This window comes from Streptosporangium sp. NPDC049644, assembly GCF_040675205.1.
GTDB lineage: Bacteria > Actinomycetota > Actinomycetes > Streptosporangiales > Streptosporangiaceae > Streptosporangium > Streptosporangium fukuiense.
In genome coordinates this window covers 1-18,986 of the sequence record NZ_JBFAOJ010000075.1, presented here as the reverse complement: position 1 = coordinate 18,986, position 18,986 = coordinate 1, and the positions used below count along the sequence as shown (strand labels likewise).

Below are 18,986 nucleotides of genomic sequence, written 5' to 3'. Positions count from 1 at the left end.
TCCAGGAGAACGGGAGGTTGAGGGTCAGCGGGACGATTTCGGGTCGAGGGCATCGCGCAGCCCGTCGCCGAAGAGATTGAAGGCCAGCACCGTGATGAAAATCGCCATACCGGGGAAGAACATGAAATGCGGCACGTTGTAGAACTTCACCGCCTGCGAGAGCATGCCCCCCCAGGTCGCCGTGGGCGCCTGGATACCGACTCCCAGGAACGAGAGCGCCGCCTCGAACAGGACATTGGTCGGAATGAGCAACGTCGCGTAGATGAGAATCGGCGCGATCAGATTCGGCAGGATCTCACGGAACAGGATGTACGGCCCGCGGGCACCCAGGCTGCGGGCGGCGTCGACGAATTCGCGTTCCCGCAGTGACAATGTCTGGCCGCGAATGATCCTGCCGATGTACGGCCAGTTGAAGAAGCCGATCACGAAGATCAGCAGACCGATGCGCAGCGTGTCGCCCGTCACCCCGAGATCCTTCTCGAACTGGCCGAGGACACCGACCAGGGCCATCGCGAAGACAAGGAGGGGGAAGGCTAGGAAGACGTCCATCGTGCGGCTGATCAGCGTGTCGACCCAGCCGCCGAAGTAACCGGCCATGACCCCCATGACGGTGCCGATGACCACCGAGAGCAGGGTGGCGAGAACCGCGATCAGCAGCGAGATCCGCGCTCCGTAGATGACCCTGCTGAAAAGGTCACGACCGTTGACCGGCTCCACCCCGAACAGGAACTCCCCGCTGATGCCCGTGCCGCCCTTGGGCGTCATGGTGGAGGTGTCGATCATCTCCTGGTGGAACTCGTTCGGCGGGTGGCCGAGCAGACCCACGATCAGCGGGGCGAAGATCGCAATGACGATCAGCAGAACGATCACGCCGGCACCGACGAGCGCGACCTTGTCGCGCTTCAGGTGCATCCACGCGATCTGCCCGAGCGAGCGGCCCTGGATCGCCTTCACGCCCGCTCCCGCGAGCACTGCCTCCGGTGAGACCTCGGTGGTCTTACCGGGGGCGTCGAGCGGTGCGGTCATACAGTTGGCCCCCTGGATCCCAGACGACGTTGTCCGTCAACGCGTTTCCCGGGTCGGGTAGCGCGCCGTAAGTCTACGGGCCAGTAGTTCGTGGCCCCGTGCGCAGAATCTATGGGCTGAACTGCGCTGACCAGCCCTCTGGGGCGCTATGTGGCTTAACTGTGATTCACGTGAAATTCATTCGTTCTGATCTTGGAGCTAATGTCCGGAAGCCGTTCCGCTTCTGTCTTGGATTCGTGACACGGGAATGAGTCGATTACCCAGCGTCACCCGATCCCGCGACGCTTGAGGATGTCCTCGATATCGGAGAAGTCGTCGTCGGCGGCCGGCTTCGCGGCGGGCCTGGCCGCGGCGGACCCGGAGGCGGGCGCGGGCGCGGCCTTGCGCTTGGGCAACGGCTGCGTGGCGGCCGTCGCGGCCCCGTCCCGCCCGCCAGGGCCCGCGGCGGCCACAGCGGGCGCAGTGGGCGCCAGGGGCGACGAGGATGCGGCGGCCCTGAGGCGGCGGCCACGCATGAACCCGGAGACCAGGAAGAGCAGCACGGCGAGTCCGGTCACCGCCACCCCGGACCACACCACGGGGTTGAACACCAGACCTGTGAGGAAACCGATGATCGCCGTGCCGATCTGCCACAGGGTGGGAAGCGCACCGGTCAGGAAGGCGGCGACGGGTAGCAGTGACCAGGCCGCGGCACGCAGTCCCGCCGCGACGCCACGGCGCCGCATCAGCAGGAAACTCAGCACCAGCCCCACGCCGGTGACCCCGGCGCAGAGCGGCAACCACGCGATCTGATTGAACGACACAGTGGACCGCCCCTCATGTTGACCTATCCGACATCCATCCTGGCACGTCGGATCGGGACGGGCCCTCCTTCTCAAGGAGGGATCACCCCCTAGGGGGATACGGTCAGGATCGTATGAAAGATCAGGGAGGATCCCCCACCACGTACTCTCACGAAAGGAACGTACCGGCGTCTGTCACGCCGTCCGCCGGATGACAGGGCCGCTCAGAGAGAACCTGCGGACAGTGAGCGCAGGATCTCCACGTCGATCTCGTGCAGCGACCCGACGACAAGACGGCCGGGCGCGCCGGGAATCGGCAGCACGCTCGGCACCGCCACCACCCGGCAGCCCGCCGAGGTAGCCGATGTCACCCCGTTCGGGGAATCCTCCAGCGCGACACAGCGGGCCGGGTCCACGCCCAGCAGGCGGGCAGCCGTCAGGTAGGGCTCGGGATCGGGCTTGGTCCTCGCGACGTCGTCACCGGTGACCACGTGGTCGAAGTGGTGCCTGCCGATGCTCCGCAGGCACGTCTCGGCGATCGGCCGCGCCGAGGAGGTGACCAGGGCGGCGGCCAGGCCCTCCCGGTGCACCCCCGCCAGTAGTTCGGCGGCGCCCGGCATCATCTCCACACCACCGGCGAGCCTGGAGATCATGCCTTCCATCATCCAGTTCTCCACCTCCTCGGGGGCGGCGCTGCCGCCGGAGACCTGGAGCATGTACGCCACGGCCACCGACATCGAGCCGCCCACCATGTTCTCCTGGTGGGCGACCCCCCACTCGCCGCCGAGCCGCTCCATCACCTCGGTCTCGACCTGAAACCAGATCTTCTCGCTGTCGACGAGAAGCCCGTCCATGTCGAAGAGAACCGCTTCCATACCCTTGTAGCCCTTCCGGCAGACGGTCACACGTTGAAGTAGTTGGCCTCAGGGTGATGGACGATCAGCGCGGACGTCGACTGCTCGGGGTGGAGCTGGAACTCCTCGGACAGTTCGACACCGATCCTGGAGGGGTCGAGCAACCCCATCAGCTGAACCTGATCCTCCAGGTTGGGACAGGCCGGGTAGCCGAAGGAGTAGCGGCAGCCCATGACGTTGACCTTGAGCATGTCCTCCAGGGACTCGTCACCGCCGATGCCCAGTTCGGTGCGCACCCGCGCGTGCCAGTACTCGGCCAGGGCCTCGGTCAGCTGCACCGACAGGCCGTGCAGCTCCAGGTAGTCGCGGTAGGCGTCCTTGGCGAACAGCTCGGCCGCCGCCTCGGAGACCCGGTTGCCCATCGTCGCGACCTGGAAGGCGACGACGTCGACCTCGCCGGAGTCCTTGGAGCGGAAGAAGTCGGACAGGCACAGGTGCCGGTCGCGGCGCTGGCGCGGGAAGGTGAACCGGGTGCGCTCGTTGCCCCCCTCGTCCAGGATGATCAGCGAGTCGCCGTCGCTGACGCACGGGAAGTAGCCGTAGACGACCGCTGCCTCCAGCAGGCCCTCGGTCTGCATCCGCTCCAGCCACATCCGCAGGCGCGGCCTGCCCTCGGTCTCGACCAGTTCCTCGTAGGAGGGCCCGTCACCGCCGCGGGCGGCCTTGAGGCCCCACTGCCCCATGAACGTCGCCCGCTCGTCAAGGAACGCGGCGTACTCCGCGAGCGGTACGCCCTTGATGACGCGCTCGCCGAGGAAGGGCGCCGTCGGCACCGCGTTGCCGACGGCCACGTCGGAGCGGGCCGGCAGTTCCTCCGTCGGCGTCCTGACCAGCGTGGCCCCGGTCTTGACCCGGCGCTCGCGCAGCGGTGGCAGGCTCGCGCCCTTCTCCCCTCGCTTGACCGCCATGAAGGCGTCCATCAGGCGCAGTCCCTCGAAGGCGTCGCGGGCATAGCGGACCTCACCCTGGAACAGTTCCGCGAGGTCCTGCTCGACGTAGGCACGGGTCAGCGCGGCACCGCCGAGCAACACGGGGAACCTGTCGGAGATGCCCCTGGAGTTCATCTCCTCCAGGTTCTCCTTCATGACGACCGTGGACTTCACCAGCAGCCCGGACATGCCGATGACGTCGGCCCTCTTCTCCTCCGCGGCCTCCAGGATGACCGACACCGGCTGCTTGATGCCGAGGTTGACGACCTCGTAGCCGTTGTTGGAGAGGATGATGTCGACCAGGTTCTTACCGATGTCGTGCACGTCGCCCTTGACCGTGGCGAGCACGATGCGGCCCTTGGTCTCGCCCTCGACCCGGTCCATGTGCGGCTCCAGGTAGGCGACCGAGGTCTTCATCACCTCGGCCGACTGGAGCACGAACGGCAGCTGCATCTGGCCGGAGCCGAACAGCTCGCCGACGGTCTTCATGCCGTCGAGCAGCACGTCGTTGACGATCTCCAGGGCGGGGCGCTGGGCGAGGGCCTCGTCGAGGTCTGCCTCCAGGCCCTTGCGCTCGCCGTCGACGATCCGGCGCTTGAGCCGCTCCCACAGCGGCAGCGCGGCGAGTTCCTCGGCCTTGCTCGCTTTGAGAGCCGCGGCGTCGACGCCCTCGAACAGCTCCATGAACCGCTGCAGCGGGTCGTACCCCTCCCTGCGCCGGTCGTAGACCATGTCCAGGGCGACCTGGCGCTGCTCCTCGGGGATGCGCGCCATCGGCAGGATCTTGGAGGCGTGCACGATCGCCGCGTCGAGGCCGGCGTTGACGCACTCGTTGAGGAAGACCGAGTTGAGCATGATGCGGGCAGCGGGGTTGAGACCGAACGACACGTTCGACAGGCCCAGGACCGTCTGCACCCCGGGGTGGTGTCGCTTGATCTCCCTGATCGCCTCGATCGACTCCAGCGCGTCGCGCCTGGTCTCCTCCTGGCCGGTGGCGATGGGGAAGGTGAGCACGTCGACGAGGATGTCCTCGACGTTCATGCCCCACTTCGTGGTCAGGTCCTCGATGAGGCGCAGCGCGATCCGGACCTTCCAGTCGGCGGTGCGCGCCTGGCCCTCCTCGTCGATGGTCAGGGCCACCACGGCCGCGCCGTACTCGCGGACCAGCTTCATATTCCTGTGGAAGCGCGACTCGACGCCGTCGCCCTCCTCGTAGTTGACCGAGTTGACGACCGCGCGCCCGCCGAGCATCTGCAGCCCGGCCTCCAGCACGGCGGGCTCGGTGGAGTCGAGAACGATCGGCAGCGTGGAGGCGGTGGCGAAGCGGAAGGCCAGCTCCTTCATGTCGGCCACGCCGTCGCGCCCCACGTAGTCGACGCAGAGGTCGAGCATGTGCGCGCCGTCGCGGGCCTGCGCCCGCGCGATCTCCACGCACTCCTCCCAGTCCTGGGCGAGCATCGCCTCCCGGAAGGCCTTGGAACCGACGGCGTTGGTGCGCTCGCCGATGGCCATGTACGAGATGTCCTGGCGGAAGGGGACGCTCTGGTAGAGGGAGGCGGCGCCGGCCTCGGGGCGGGGCCGGCGCGAGGCCGTCTGGAGCCCGCGTACCCTCTCGACGACCCGGCGCAGGTGCTCGGGCGTGGTGCCGCAGCAGCCGCCGACGAGGGAGAGGCCGTAGTCGCGGGTGAAGTTCTCGTGCGCCGAGGCCAGCTCCTCGGGGGTCAGCGGGTAGTAGGCGCCGTCGGAGGTCAGCACGGGCAGTCCGGCGTTGGGCATGCACGAGAGGCGGACCCGGGCGTGGCGGGCCAGGTAGCGGAGGTGCTCGCTCATCTCGGCCGGACCGGTCGCGCAGTTCAGGCCGATCACGTCGACGCCGAGCGGCTCGATCGCGGTCAGTGCCGCGCCGATCTCCGAGCCCAGCAGCATCGCGCCGTTGGTCTCGATGGTCACCTGGGCGATGATCGGCACGTCCCGACCGGCGTCGGCGATGGCCCGGCGTGCGCCGATCACCGCCGCCTTGACCTGGAGCAGGTCCTGGGAGGTTTCGATGATCAGGGCGTCGGCGCCACCGCCGACCAGCCCCGCGGCGTTGTCGTAGTAGGCGTCGCGCAGCACGGCGTACGGCTTGTGCCCGAGAGTCGGGAGCTTGGTGCCGGGGCCGATGGAGCCGAGCACGAAGCGCGGCCGCTCGGGGGTGGACCAGGCGTCGGCCGCCTGCCGGGCGACGCGGGCACCGGCCTCCGAGTACTCGAAGACCCGCTCGGAGATGTCGTATTCACCGAGAGCCGAAAGGTTGGCCCCGAAGGTGTTGGTCTCGACACAGTCGACCCCCACCTCGAAGTAGGCCTCGTGCACGGCACGGACGATGTCGGGGCGGGTGACATTGAGCACCTCGTTGCAGCCCTCGTGACCCTGGAAGTCGTCCATGGTGACGTCGTGGGCCTGCAGCATCGTCCCCATGGCCCCGTCGGCGACCATTACGCGCTCGGCCAGGACTTCACGGAAAGACGGGGTGCTTGTCATGAGACAAGAGTACTGGGATCCACATGGCCGTTATTGTTGTCGACAGCAATTGAACTTCTTGTCCAATTAATACGGTCACCCCTGTGAGGTACCGATGGCGACCTACCGCACCATCCTTGTCGGCACCGACGGCTCCACCTCCTCCCTCGGCGCGGTCTCCTCGGCCGCCTCCCTCGCCGCGGCCACCGGCGCCGACCTGATCCTGGCCTGCGCCTACTCCCCCATGCGCGAACGCGACCGCAACGCCGCCGCCGACGTCCTCGGCGACCTCTCCTACAAGGTGACCGGCTCCACCCCGGCGGACGACGCCCTGCGCGCCGCCCGGGAGCGCGCGGTCGCCGCGGGCGCCCGGACGATCGAACTGGCCGCCGAGGAGGGTGACGCGGTGGACGTGCTGGTCTCGCTCGCAGGCAGGCGCGGGGCCGATCTCGTGGTCGTCGGCAACCGGGGGCTCAACAGCCTGGCGGGGCGGCTGCTCGGCTCGGTGCCGTCCGGCGTGTCCCAGCGCGCGGGCTGCGACGTCCTGATCGTCCACACCACATCCGGAAGGTGACGTGAAGGCCCCCTCACGGCATAGGCTTAGCCGGATAGGACGGTGCGGTGAGAAGGAGGGGGCGCGTGATCGAGATCGAAGGTCTGCCCGAGCTCGTCGACCCGGTGATGATCGCCGCGTTCGAGGGGTGGAACGACGCGGGCGAGGCCTCGAGCGGAGTGATCGCGCACCTCGAGGGCGAGTGGAAGGCGACCCCGCTGGTCTCCCTGGACCCCGAGGAGTACTACGACTTCCAGGTGACCCGCCCGATCGTCGAGATGGGCGAGGGGCTGACACGCTCCATCACCTGGCCGACCACGAAGCTGTCGGTGGCCAGACCACCGGGCGTCGACCGCGACGTGGTGCTGCTCCGCGGCATCGAGCCCAACATGCGCTGGCGCGCTTTCTGCGAGGAGATCGTCCTGGTCTGCCGGGAGCTGGGGGTCGAGCTGGCGGTTCTGCTCGGCGCGCTGCTCAACGACTCTCCGCACACCCGTCCGGTGCCGATCGTGGGCTCGGCGACCGACGAGGGGCTGGCCAGGGCGATCAACCTGGAGCTGAGCCGCTACGAGGGACCGACCGGCATCGTCGGCGTGCTCCAGCAGTCCCTGGGCGCGGCCGGGCTGCACGCCGTGTCGCTGTGGGCCTCGGTGCCGCACTACGTGGCCCAGCCCCCCAACCCGAAGGCCACCATGGCACTGCTCAGCCGGATGGAGGACCTGCTCGACATCCCGATGCCGCTGGGCGAGCTGGCCGAGGAGGCCCGGGCCTGGGAGCACGGCGTCGACGAGCTGGCCTCCCAGGACAGCGAGGTCGCCGAGTACGTCAAGGAGCTGGAGGAGCGCAAGGACGCCGCCGAGCTGCCCGAGGCCAGCGGTGACGCCATCGCCGCCGAGTTCGAGCGCTACCTGCGCCGGCGCGACCGCGACTCCGACGGCTGAGCCCGCGGCCGACGGTCACCACCGGCCGTTCCGCTCCTTCAGGACCGGGTGCGCGGAGACCAGGCGCCTCCGGTCCGAGTCCGAGGTCACCGGCGCCTGGCAGGCCTGGTCGAACCGGGCCCACACCAGCGCGGCCAGGTCGGCGTCCACTCCCAGGGGGGCGGCGACCAGGTCGGCACCGGACGCCTCCAGGCGGTCCTGGAAGAAGCCCGGGGCCAGGAGGTAGGAGGCGAGCGCGATCCGCGGCGCGGGTCCTGAACGCAGCCGTTCCAGGGCCTCGGCGATCGACGGGGCGCCCGTGGCGGCGAAGGCCGCGGTGACCGGGCGGGAGATCCGGACCGAAAGCAGCCGGGCCGCCGCCCGCACGCCGGCCAGCGCCGCGGGGTCGGACGACCCCGCGGCTCCCAGGATCACCGAGTCCGCCGCCCTCAGCCCCGCGGCGGCCAGACGTCTGGCGAGCACGGCCGCGAGCAGCGGATGCGGCCCCAGCGGGGCCGTCACCGTGGCGTCCGGCCTGGCCGCGGCCACCACCGCGGGCAGGTCGATGTGAACGTGGTAGCCGCCCGCCAGCAGCAGCGGGACCACCACGAGGGGGCCGGGCACCTCGACAAGCACGTCGGCCAGCGGGGGTGAGCTGATCTCCAGGAACGCCTGCTCGACGCGCGTTCCCCGGCGGCCCTCGCGTACCAGGTCGCGCAGTCCGGCCAGGGTCTCCTCCCCCCGCGCGCTGCGCGTCCCGTGCCCGGCGAGGATCAGCGTCGTCACAGACCTTCGCCCCGGTCGCAGGCCAGGCGGTAACCGCGTTTGACGACCGTCTCGACGATTCCCGAGGGGCCGAGCGCCCGGCGCAGGCGGGTGATGGCCATCTCGACCGCGTGCTCGGCCGAGTCGCGCGACGGGCCGCCGGGAAGTACTGTCCGCAGGTCGGAGCGGGCCACCACGTGCCCAGGTTTGTCGGCCAGGCGCTTGAGCACCGCCATCGGCGCCGGCGGCAGTGGCTTCAGCTCGCCGTCCACCGCGACGGCGTGACCGCGGATCTCCAGCCGGTGGCCGCCCGCGACCAGGCGGGTGACGCTGTGTTCGGGCAGGTGCCTGGCGAGGGTACGGGCCAGCGTGCCCAGGCGGGAGCGCTCGGGTTGCACGGTGGGCACCCCGCGCGCCTCCAGGGGCCCGGCGGTGACCGAGCCCACGCAGGCGGCGACTACCGGCCCCGCGAAGGCCGCGATCAGTGCGTCCTCCAGGCCGTCCGCGCGGGCCGAGTTGAGCATGGCCAGCACGGCCGGGGCACTGGTGAAGGCCACCGCGTCCACCCCGCCGGAGATCGCCTGGCTGACCAGGCGGCGCAGCGGCGACACGTCCCGGTAGGGCAGCCACCGGTAGACCGGCACCTCGATGACCTCCGCGCCGGCTTCGCGCAGTGCGACGACGAAGTCGGTCAGCGGCTCCCCGTGCAGTTGCACGGCGATGCGGCGACCGCGCAGGTCCTGGGCCAGGAGGTGCTGCTTGACCTCCTCGCACGACTCCGTGGACGGGGTCCAGTGGTCGTTCAGCCCGGCGGCCCTGACCGCGCCGCGGGCCTTGGGCCCGCGGGTCAGCAGCCGCGCGGAGGCCAGGTGCTCGGCGAGGTCGCCCGCCAGCCCCCAGCCCTCGGCGGCGGCCATCCATCCCCGGAAGCCGACTCCGGTGGTGACCACCACGTCGTCGATCGGGGCGGACAGGCCGGCGCGCGTCGCGGCCAGCAGGTCGGCGTCCTCGGCCAGGGGTACCAGGCGGATCGCGGGAGCGCGCACCACCCTGGCGCCCCTGCGTTCCAGCAGCGCGCAGAACTCCTCGCGCCGCCGGGTGGCGGTGACCCCGATCGTGAACCCGGCCAGCGCGTCGGGCGCGGTCTCGGGAGAGTCGGCGGGGCTGTCCAGAACGGCGATGCTCATCTGTCGTTCACCACTCCTCGCTTGATCTTCTTCAGGTGTCCGGCCGCCTGCGGGCTCACCCCGTGCCCACCTCCACCGTTTCGCCGGTGAGGCGGACCGGGTAGGTGGGCACGGCCGTCTCGGGGTCGTCCAGGCACACCCCCGTCACAAGGGAGAAAGCCTGTTTGTGCATGGGGGAGGCCACCACTGGCTCGCCGGCCCTGGTGCCCATGATCCCGCGGGACAGAACGTGGGCGCCGCTGAACGGGTCGCGGTTGCCGATCGCGAACAGGGTGCCGTCGAAGGCGCGGAACAGCGCGATCTGGCGACCGCCGACGAGCGCGCACACGCCGCGCTCGGGCAGCAGATCGGTGTAGGAGCAGACCGGCGTCCAGCCGGCCTGCTCCAGCTCTTCGCTCAGGACGGTCATCGGTGAGTGCCTCTCCTCGGGATGTCGGCGGTGGCGGGCCGGAGCGGGCCTCCCAACGCGCCGCGGGAAATGTGGGACATGGGGCGGCCGGTCAGGAACGGACCGCCTCCAGTGGGATGAGGACCGGTTTCACCTGGTCACGCTGGGTTTCGAAGGCGATCGAGGGGTCCGGCGTCCCGGGGGCGTTGATGAAGGAGACGAACCGCCGTAGCTTCTCCGGGTCCTCGATCGTGGCGCGCCACTCGTCGGCGTAGCCGGCCACGTGCCGCTCCATCTGCGCCTCCAGGTCGGCACAGATCCCGAGGGAGTCCTCCAGGACGACCTCCCTGACGTAGGCCGTCCCCTGCGCCTCCAGCCAGGCGGAGGTGCGCTGCAGGCGGTCGGCGGTACGGATGTAGAACATCAGGAACCGGTCGATGACCCGGACCAGTTCCTCGGTGCCCAGATCGGAGGCGAACAGGTCGGCGTGGCGCGGGCTGAAGCCGCCGTTGCCGCCCACGTAGAGGTTCCAGCCACGCTCGGTGGCGATGACGCCGAAGTCCTTGCCCCTGGCCTCGGCGCACTCGCGGGCGCAGCCGGAGACCGCCGACTTCAGCTTGTGCGGCGAGCGCAGCCCCCGGTAGCGCAGCTCCAGCGCGATGGCCAGGCCGACGGCGTCCTGCACGCCGTACCGGCACCAGGTCGACCCCACGCAGGACTTCACGGTGCGCAGCGCCTTGCCGTACGCGTGCCCGGACTCGAAGCCCGCGTCCACCAGTCGCTTCCAGATCAGCGGAAGTTGCTCGACCCGGGCCCCGAACAGGTCGATCCGCTGCCCACCAGTGATCTTGGTGTACAGGCCGAAGTCGCGGGCCACCTCGCCGATCGCGATGAGCCCGTCCGGGGTGATCTCCCCACCGGGGACGCGCGGCACCACCGAGTAGGTGCCGTTGCGCTGGATGTTGGCCAGGAAGTGATCGTTGGTGTCCTGCAGGGCGGCCTGCTCTCCGTCGAGGATGTGGCCGCCGCCGAGCGAGGCGAGGATCGAGGCGACCACCGGCTTGCACACGTCACAACCGCGCCCGGTGCCGTGCTCGGCGATCAGCCGGGAGAAGGTCGTGATGGCGCGCACCCGGACGATGTCGAACAGCTCCGCCCTGCTGTACGCGAAGTGCTCGCACAGAGCCTTGGAGGGTTCGACGCCCGATTTGACGAGGATCCGGTTGAGCATCGGGACGCAGCTGCCGCAGGTGGTGCCCGCGCGGGTGCACCCCTTGATCCCGGCCACGTCGGTGAGGCCGTGGTCGGCTACGGCGGCGCGCACCTGGCCCTTGGTGACGTTGTTGCAGGAGCAGACCTGCGCGTCGTCGGGAAGCTCCATGCTCGCCGGGCCGCCGCTGAACAACAGCTCGCTCGGCGATCCCGGCAGGTCGCGGCCGACGAAGGGCTTCAAGGTGTTGTACGGGGTGGCGTCGCCGACGCAGATCCCGCCGAGCAGGGTGCGCGCGTCGTCGCTGACGAACAGCTTCTGGTAGACCCCGCCCACCGGATCCATGAAGGTCACGTCCAGCGCGCCGTCCATGGCGCCGAACTGGGCGACCTCCACACCGAGCAGTTTGAGCTTGGTGGAGAGATCCGCCCGGGTGAAGGCCGCCCCGCCGCCGAGGATGCGGTCGGCGGCGACCTCCGCCATCGTGAAGCACGGGCCGACCAGCCCGTAGACCATGCCCTCGTGCGACGCGCACTCGCCGATCGCGTAGATCGCCGGGTCGGCGGTGCGCATCCGGTCGTCCACGACGATCCCGCCGCGCCCGCCGACCTCCAGGCCGGCCTGCCTGGCCAGCTCGTCACGGGGCCTGACCCCGGCGGAGAAGACCACGATCTGCGCCTCGACGGTCTCCCCGTCCGGCTTGACCAGACCCGCCACCCGCCCGTCCGGGCCCGCGACGATCTCCCGCACCCCCGCCTCGGTGTGCACCCTCAGACCGAGCGCCTCCACATGACCGCGCAGGACCGCGCCGCCGCCCTCGTCGACCTGCCGGGGCATGAGCCAGCCGCCCATCTCCACCACGTGCGTCGACAGGCCCAGACCACGCAGGGCGTCGGCGGCCTCCAGCCCCAGCAACCCGCCGCCGACCACGACGCCGCTCGTGGCGGCCGAGGCGGCCTCCCTGATCGCGTCGAGATCGTCGATCGTGCGGTAGGTGAAACAGCCGTCCAGTTCCCTGCCCGGTACCGGCGGCACGAACGGGCTGGACCCGGTGGCCAGCACCAGCACGTCGTACGGCTCGCGACGGCCGTCCGCGGTGATGACCTCCCTCTTCCGCCTGTCGATGTCGACGACCCTGGACGACAGGCGCAGCACGACCTCCTCCGGCACCGGGTAGGTGAGATCCTCGACGCTTCTGCCCGCCAGGTAGGAGGTCAGCGCCACCCGGTCGTAGGCCGCTCGGGGCTCCTCCCCCAGCACCGTGATCCGGCCCGCGAACCCCTTGGCGACCAGGGCCTCGACCAGCCGGTGCGATGTCGGTCCGTTTCCCACCACGACAAGTCGTGACATGATCGCGCTCGTCCTTCCGTCCGCTCCGTCTGCCCGTCCCCGATGGATCGCTCCGCTCACCGGGCGGGGCGGCTCCGTGTCCGCCCGGCGCCCGGCCGTTCCCCCGCCTCCAGCGCCGGTCACGCCGAGACCCCTTCCTGCTCGCAGAGCCAGCCGACGATGCCCTCGACCGCGTCGCGGCAGCCGCCACAGCCGGTGGTGGCGCGGGTGGCGGCGGCCACGGCCGTGACGTCCCTGGCACCCGACTCCCAGCAGGCCCTGATCTGTCCCTTGGTCACGTCGTTGCACTGGCAGACCTTCGCCGCGTCCGGCATCCTGACCGGGCTCTCGGCGACCACGTTGCCCTGCAGACCGGGGAAGAGCAGGCCGGCCCGGTCTCCCGGCAGCGGCCCTCCCCGGTCGAACAACTGGGTGAGGTTGCCCACCGCCGACGTCTCACCGAGGAGGATCACGCCGACCAGGCGGCCGTCTCGGATGACGAGCTTGCGGTAGGTGCCCGCCGCCCGGTGGCTGAACCGCACGACCTCTGCGTCGTCCTCGGTCAGATGCGTCTCGCCCATCGCGGCCAGCTCCACGCTCCTGGCCTTCAACCGGGTCACCAGCCGCGACCCCCGGTATCGGGCGGCCTTGTCGGCCCCCGTGACGATGTCGGCGACCACCGCGGCCTGCTCCCAGGCCGGCGCGACCAGCCCGTAGACCCTGCCCCGGTGCTCGGCGCACTCGCCGATCGCGAAGATCGACGGATCGTCGGTGCGCATCTCGTCGTCGACGACGATCCCGCGCGCCACCTCCAGCCCGGCCTCGCGAGCCAACCCGGTCACCGGGCGGACCCCGCAGGCGAGCACCACCAGATCGGCCTCGACCGTCTCGTCTCCGGCGAGCCGCACACCGCCGTCGAGGATCTCCTCGACCACGACACCGGTCCTGGTCCTCACCCCCAGCCCGCCCAGGGTCTGGCCGAGCACCAGCCCGGCCTCGGCGTCCAGTTGACGGTCCATCAGGTGCCCGGCCAGGTGCAGCAGCGTCACCGGCAGCCCGCGCCCGGCCAGGCCGCGCGCCGCCTCGACTCCGAGCAGACCACCTCCGATCACCACGGCGTGCCGCGCCGCGCCGGCGGCCCGCAGGATCCTCCTGCAGTCGTCCATCGTGCGGAACGCGACGGCCCTGTCCGCGCCCGGTACCGGCGGCACGACCGCCTCGCTGCCCGTCGCCAGCACGAGGACGTCGTACGGCTCGCGCCTGCCCGTGGCGGTGAGCACGGCCCGGTTCTCCCGGTCCACGGCGGTCACCTCGACCCCGGGCAGCGCCGTCACCGAATGGTCGGCGTACCAGGCCGGGTCGAGTAGTCGCACCTGGTCGGGCGGCATCGTCCCGGCCACGACGTTCGACAGCAGCACGCGGTTGTAGGGCTGCGACTCCTCGGCCCCGAACACGGTCAGCCCGACGTACCGGTCACGGGCCCGGATCTCGCTCACCAGGCGGGCGCCCGCCATCCCATTGCCCACGACCACGATACGGGTCATCCGGCACGCTCCACTCTGACCGCGCAGACCTTGAACTCCGGCATCCTCGACACCGGGTCCAGCGCGGGGTTGGTGAGCAGGTTGACGCCCGGCCAGTGGAACGGCATGAACACGGTGTCCTGCCGGATCGCCGGGTTGACCCTGGCCGGCGCCTCGGTCGCGCCACGCCGGCTGACCACCCGCAGCGTCTCCCCCGGGGCCACGCCCAGGTGCTCGGCGAGGTCGGGATGGAGTTCCACGAACGCCTCGGGTGCCGCCATGTTCAGTGTGGCGATCCGCCGGGTCTGCGCACCGCTCTGGTAGTGCGCGAGCACCCGTCCCGTCGTGAGGTGGAGCGGATATTCCGGGTCGACCTCCTCCTCGGGCGGACGATGCTCGACCGGTACGAACCGGGCGCGCCCGTCGGGCGTGGCGAAGCCGTCCAGGAAAGGCCGGGGAGTACCCGGGTGATCCTCGGCCGGGCAGGGCCAGAACACCCCGGTCTCGGCGGCGATCCGCTCATAGGTGATGCCGGCGTAGTCGGCGGTCCCGCCCGCCGAGGCCCTGCGGAGCTCGTCGAAGACCTCGCGCGGATCGGTGGGGAAACCCTCGGCTCCGGCTGTCCCGCGCAGTCTCGTGGCGAGCCCCCGGAGAATCTCAAGGTCGCTCCGCACCCCTGACGGCGGAGCGGCCGCTTGGCGGCGGAGCAGCACCCGGCCTTCCAGATTCGTCATGGTGCCGCTCTCCTCGGCCCACTGGGTGGTGGGCAGCACGACGTCGGCCATCGCGGCCGTCTCCGACAGGACCAGGTCCGAGACCACGAGCAGGTCCAGTGAGCCGAGCCGCTCGGCGACGTGCCCGGCACGCGGCGCGGAGACCAGCGGGTTGGAGCCGAACAGCAGCAGTGCCCGGGGGCCGCCGCCGGTGCCGAGCGCGTCCAGCAGTTCGTAGCCGGAGCGGCCGGGTCCCGGTAGGTCACCGGGGTCGACGCCCCACACGGCGGCGACGTGGGCGCGGGCCGCCGGATCATCGATCCTGCGGTAGCCGGGAAGCTGGTCGGCCTTCTGTCCGTGCTCACGGCCTCCCTGCCCGTTGCCCTGCCCGGTGACACAGCCGTAACCCGACCCCTCGCGCCCTGGCAGCCCGAGGGCGAGCGCGAGATTGACGAACGCGCTGACGGTGTCGGTGCCCTTGGCGTGCTGCTCGGCGCCGCGCCCGGTGAGGATCGCCGCCCGGTTCGCGCCCACGAGGATCGCGACCGCGGCGCGCATCCGGGCGACCGGCACACCGGTGATCCGTTCCACTCGCTCGGGCCACCAGGCCGCGACCGAGGTGCGGACCGCGTCGAACCCGCTCGTCCTGGCGGCCACGTAGTCCTCGTCGACATCGCCTTCGGCGACCACGATGTGCAGCAGGCCCAGGGCCAACGCCAGGTCGGTGCCGGGGGTCGGCTGCAGGTGCAGGTCGGCCTGCCGGGCGGTCGCGGTGACCCGCGGGTCGATGACGATCAGCCGGCCGCCCGCCGCGCGCATCGCGGTGAGGTGACGGACGAACGGCGGCATGGTCTCGGCCACGTTCCCGCCCGCGATCAGGACTGCGTCGGCGCGGGCGAGATCGGTGATCGGGAAGGGCAGGCCGCGGTCCATCCCGAAGGCTCGGTTGGTGGCCGCGGCGGCCGAGGACATGCAGAACCGGCCGTTGTAGTCGATCTGGCTGGTCCGCAACACCAGCCGGGCGAACTTGCCGAGCTGGTACGCCTTCTCGTTGGTGAGGCCGCCGCCGCCGAACACGGCCACGCCGTCGGGGCCGTGTTCGGCCTGGACGGCGCGTATCCGGTCGGCGACAAAGCCGAGCGCCTCGTCCCAGCCGACCTCCTCGCCGCGCAACAGCGGGGCGGTCAGCCGCTCGCCGGTGAGGAGCTCACCGGCGGTCCAGCCCTTCTGACACAGTCCTCCCGCATTGGCCGGGACGTCATGACGCGGAGTGATCGTGACGGTCTCGTCCACCGCGACGTTCATGCCGCACTGCAGGGCGCAGTAGGGACAGTGCGTCGCCGTCCCACCCTTCACAGGTGTCTGGGGGGAAAGTGAGACCGGCATGGATCCGATGGTGCTTTCAGGCGGTTTCACCGCGAGGTCTCCCCTGTTACCGATGTGCTACAAGCCACTAACCGTGTTCACATTCGCAATGAGGTGGATGTGAGTCATCCGTCGGCCAGGCCGGTGCCGGGTGTGAGCAGGGCGGGCGCCGGGCCTGGCCGCGGCGCTCACACCCGGGCCGCCGCCAGGCTCGGCGCACCGCCCGCGGCGCGCAGGTAACAGGCCCAGGTGATGGCCGCGCACACCAGGTAGAAGCAGGCGAAGGAGGCCAGCGCGGCTCCCGCCCCGCCGGTCGCGGCGATGGAGCTGCCGAATCCGCGATTGATGAAGAACCCGCCGAAGGCACCGATCGCGGAGATGATTCCGATGGCCGCGGAGGCGTCCCGCCTCCCGGCGGCCACGGCGGCGTCGTGGGCGGCCGTGCCCGGGATGACGCCCGCGAGCGCCCTGGCCCGGAAGATCGCCGGAATCATCCGGTAGGTGGAGCCGTTGCCGATGCCGGTGGTGGCGACCAGGAGCATGTAGGCGCAGAAGAACAGCGCGAAGCCGCGCTGGGACAGCCCCTGCCAGACCAGCACCGCCGAGCCCGCCATCGCGGCGAAGTTGACGAACGTCACCCGCGCCCCGCCGAGCCGGTCCGACAGCCAGCCGCCCGCCGGGCGGACCAGGGAGCCGAGCAGCGGTCCGAGGAAGGCCAGCCAGACCAGCGAGGCCTGCTCGGGAAACTGGCTCTTGATGAGCAGCGGAAACGCGGTGGAGTAGCCGATGAAGGAGCCGAACGTACCGATGTACAGGACCGACATGATCCAGGTCTGGACCCGGCCGACGACCTTCAGCTGGTCCGCGGGACTGGCCTTGGCCGAGGTCAGGTTGTCCATGAAGAAGTAGGCGCCCACCGCGGCGGCCAGGATGAAGGGGATCCAGAACAGCCCCGCGGCGGCCAGCCCGAACGCCCCGATCACCAACGGCATGAGGAGCTGGACGGAGCTGACCCCGATGTTGCCGCCGGCCGCGTTGAGCCCGAGTGCGGCCCCCTGCCTGTCCCGAGGGTAGAAGTGGGTGATGTTGGCCATGCTGGAGGCGAAGTTGCCGCCGCCCAGCCCCGCCGTGGCCGCGATGAGCAGGAACACCCAGTAGGGGGTAGCGGGATCGCCGACCGCGACGGCCAGCAGCACCGCGGGCACGAGCAGGAGCAGAGCGCTGACCACCGTGAAGTTCCGGCCGCCGAACCTGGCCGGGGCGAAGGTGTACGGGATGCGCAGCGCCGAGCCGACCAGGTTGGGCAGGGCGACGATCCAGAAGAGCTGGTCGGTGGAGAAGTCGTAGGAGCCGAGTTGCACGGCCACGATGCTCCAGACGGTCCACAGCGTGAACCCGAGGTGCTCGGCGAAGATGGAGAAGAGCAGGTTCCGCCTGGCCACCTTCCGGCCGTGCTTCTGCCAGAAATCCGGATCGTCGGGCCGCCAGTCACTGATCCAGGGCCTCATCGTCTGTCCTCCTGTGGTTTCGGGGGGCTTCGATCCCCGAAACTAGAAGGGCGGCGTTACGCACATTCACCGTCTGTGATGGTGCGCCGGTTACGCGTGACTAACCCTGGAAATACGCAATGCACACGCCGCACACTCGCAACATTCCGGAAACCCGGGGAGTGTGGGGCCGGCGACCGTTCCGTCACGCTCCGGCGTCACCAGGGTAGCGGTGCGGCCGGCTCCTGGGGTGCTGATCGCACTGACGATCGCGCTGCCCAGAGGCGCGGGAAGACGCCGAGCGCTCGTGGAGCCGAGGTGAGACCGGGCCGGGCGACCGGCCTGAAGCGGGAGAACGCTCATGCCGTGAGACGCGGGCCGGTCGGAGCGCGCTCACCGGGCCGCATTCACCGGCAACGGCGATGGTTGAGCCGGTGCGGCAACGGGAACCGTCACCGGTGCCGATTCATCCGCCTACGGGAGTGCGCGTGGCCGTCCAGCCGATCCGACTGTTCGACGATCCCGTGCTGCGCACGGTGGCCGAGCCGGTGACCACCTTCGACCGCGCGTTGCGCGTCCTGGTGAAGTCACTCCAGGCCACGATGCGCGCCGGCACGGGCCGCGCGGGGCTCGCCGCCCCGCAGATCGGCGTTCCGCTCAGGGTCGTCGTCTACGAGCTGGACGGCAAGTCCGGCCACCTGGTCAACCCGCGCCTGGAGCTGTCCGAGCGGAGGATCGTGGCCGACGAGGCGTGCCTGTCCGCCCCCGGCCACTGGTGGCCGCTGGAACGCTCCTACATGGTCACGGCCCGCGGCCGCGACATGTTCGGCAAGCCCGTCACCGTCCGGGCCCTGGGCATGCTGGCCCGCGTCCTCCAGCACGAGGCCGACCACCTCGACGGCACCCTCTTCATCGATCGCCTCCCCGAGGAGGAGCGGGAACGCTTCCTCGCTTCGATCTCTTGACTTGCACACCTCACAAATGTCCGATAGAGTGTTGTGGTTGCAGTCGTAATTCTCAACTTAGCCTTATCATCTCAAGTGCTTATGAGAAGTCCGCCGACAGCGGACGTTACAGTTTCTCCGGATGGTTTCCGCGGGTGCATGGTAGGGTCCGCAACGCAGCCCCGTGCCGCCGACCTGGTGGTTCGGTGAGGCTCCCAATGAGGAGAAGTAGTTTTGTCTGAGGGCACCGTTAAGTGGTTCAACGCCGAAAAGGGCTTCGGATTCATCGCACCGGATGACGGCACCGCCGATGTCTTCGTGCACTACTCGGCTATCAACTCCAGCGGCTACCGCATCGAACTTCCAGCCCGCCTTGCCTGTACTTCCGAGCTCAGCGAACGACACCACGCTGAGCGTCTCTCCACCTGCCGTGTAGCCGGTGCCCGACA

General features: G+C 70.3%; 15 protein-coding genes. 4 read left to right on the top strand and 11 right to left on the bottom strand.

The genetic code is table 11. The annotated features are described in order from the left end of the window. Positions 1-24 precede the first annotated feature (24 nt). The 4 genes from AB0J58_RS32065 to metH all read right to left on the bottom strand — a co-directional run bounded on the left by AB0J58_RS32065 (position 25) and on the right by metH (position 6,174). Positions 25-1,026, bottom strand: a complete 1,002-nt coding sequence (locus AB0J58_RS32065) for an ABC transporter permease (RefSeq protein ID WP_364222875.1) — start codon at positions 1,024-1,026, stop codon at positions 25-27. A gap of 266 nt (positions 1,027-1,292) precedes the next feature. After that, positions 1,293-1,829, bottom strand: a complete 537-nt coding sequence (locus AB0J58_RS32060; protein ID WP_364222872.1) for a cellulose synthase — start codon at positions 1,827-1,829, stop codon at positions 1,293-1,295. A 203-nt stretch (positions 1,830-2,032) separates the two neighbouring features. Beyond that, positions 2,033-2,683: an HAD family phosphatase gene (locus AB0J58_RS32055; protein WP_364222869.1), complete on the bottom strand. Its 651-nt coding sequence runs from the start codon at positions 2,681-2,683 to the stop codon at positions 2,033-2,035. A 26-nt stretch (positions 2,684-2,709) separates the two neighbouring features. Continuing rightward, positions 2,710-6,174, bottom strand: coding sequence for a methionine synthase (metH, locus tag AB0J58_RS32050; protein ID WP_364222866.1), 3,465 nt, complete (start codon positions 6,172-6,174; stop codon positions 2,710-2,712). A gap of 94 nt (positions 6,175-6,268) precedes the next feature. Here metH and AB0J58_RS32045 point away from each other — a divergent pair, with 94 nt between their 5' ends. Continuing rightward, a complete protein-coding gene (locus AB0J58_RS32045; protein ID WP_364222863.1) occupies positions 6,269-6,727 on the top strand; it encodes a universal stress protein in 459 nt (152 codons plus the stop codon). A gap of 65 nt (positions 6,728-6,792) precedes the next feature. Beyond that, entirely contained in the window at positions 6,793-7,647 is an 855-nt protein-coding gene (locus AB0J58_RS32040; RefSeq protein WP_030904623.1) for a PAC2 family protein, read from the top strand. Between the two features lie 15 nt (positions 7,648-7,662). On the opposite strand, the gene AB0J58_RS32035 is transcribed toward AB0J58_RS32040, so the two are convergent. The 7 genes from AB0J58_RS32035 to AB0J58_RS32005 all read right to left on the bottom strand — a co-directional run bounded on the left by AB0J58_RS32035 (position 7,663) and on the right by AB0J58_RS32005 (position 17,614). After that, on the bottom strand, positions 7,663-8,412 hold the full coding sequence (locus AB0J58_RS32035) for a CbiX/SirB N-terminal domain-containing protein (protein WP_364222860.1): 750 nt from the start codon (positions 8,410-8,412) through the stop codon (positions 7,663-7,665). Then, positions 8,409-9,578 carry a uroporphyrinogen-III synthase gene (locus AB0J58_RS32030; RefSeq protein WP_364222857.1) on the bottom strand — a complete coding sequence of 390 codons (1,170 nt, stop codon included), beginning with the start codon at positions 9,576-9,578 and terminating at the stop codon, positions 8,409-8,411. Before AB0J58_RS32030 ends, AB0J58_RS32035 begins: the two co-directional genes overlap by 4 nt. Before the next feature lie 55 nt (positions 9,579-9,633). Next, positions 9,634-9,987: a nitrite reductase small subunit NirD gene (gene nirD / locus AB0J58_RS32025; protein WP_364222854.1), complete on the bottom strand. Its 354-nt coding sequence runs from the start codon at positions 9,985-9,987 to the stop codon at positions 9,634-9,636. Positions 9,988-10,078: 91 nt separating this feature from the next. Next, a complete protein-coding gene (gene nirB, locus AB0J58_RS32020; protein ID WP_364222851.1) occupies positions 10,079-12,526 on the bottom strand; it encodes a nitrite reductase large subunit NirB in 2,448 nt (815 codons plus the stop codon). A 119-nt stretch (positions 12,527-12,645) separates the two neighbouring features. Then, complete coding sequence (locus AB0J58_RS32015; RefSeq protein ID WP_343961117.1) at positions 12,646-14,049, bottom strand: FAD-dependent oxidoreductase; 1,404 nt, start codon at positions 14,047-14,049, stop codon at positions 12,646-12,648. Next, entirely contained in the window at positions 14,046-16,127 is a 2,082-nt protein-coding gene (locus AB0J58_RS32010; protein ID WP_364222848.1) for a molybdopterin-dependent oxidoreductase, read from the bottom strand. Before AB0J58_RS32010 ends, AB0J58_RS32015 begins: the two co-directional genes overlap by 4 nt. 167 nt (positions 16,128-16,294) lie before the next feature. Further along, positions 16,295-17,614 (bottom strand): MFS transporter, encoded by a 1,320-nt coding sequence (locus AB0J58_RS32005; RefSeq protein ID WP_364222846.1) that lies wholly within the window; start codon positions 17,612-17,614, stop codon positions 16,295-16,297. A 467-nt stretch (positions 17,615-18,081) separates the two neighbouring features. Between AB0J58_RS32005 and def the strand changes: the two genes are divergently transcribed. Next, positions 18,082-18,558 carry a peptide deformylase gene (gene def, locus AB0J58_RS32000; protein WP_343961111.1) on the top strand — a complete coding sequence of 159 codons (477 nt, stop codon included), beginning with the start codon at positions 18,082-18,084 and terminating at the stop codon, positions 18,556-18,558. Positions 18,559-18,771: 213 nt separating this feature from the next. Next, the coding region (locus AB0J58_RS31995) for a cold-shock protein (protein ID WP_364222843.1) at positions 18,772-18,986 on the top strand (215 nt) is incomplete at its 3' end.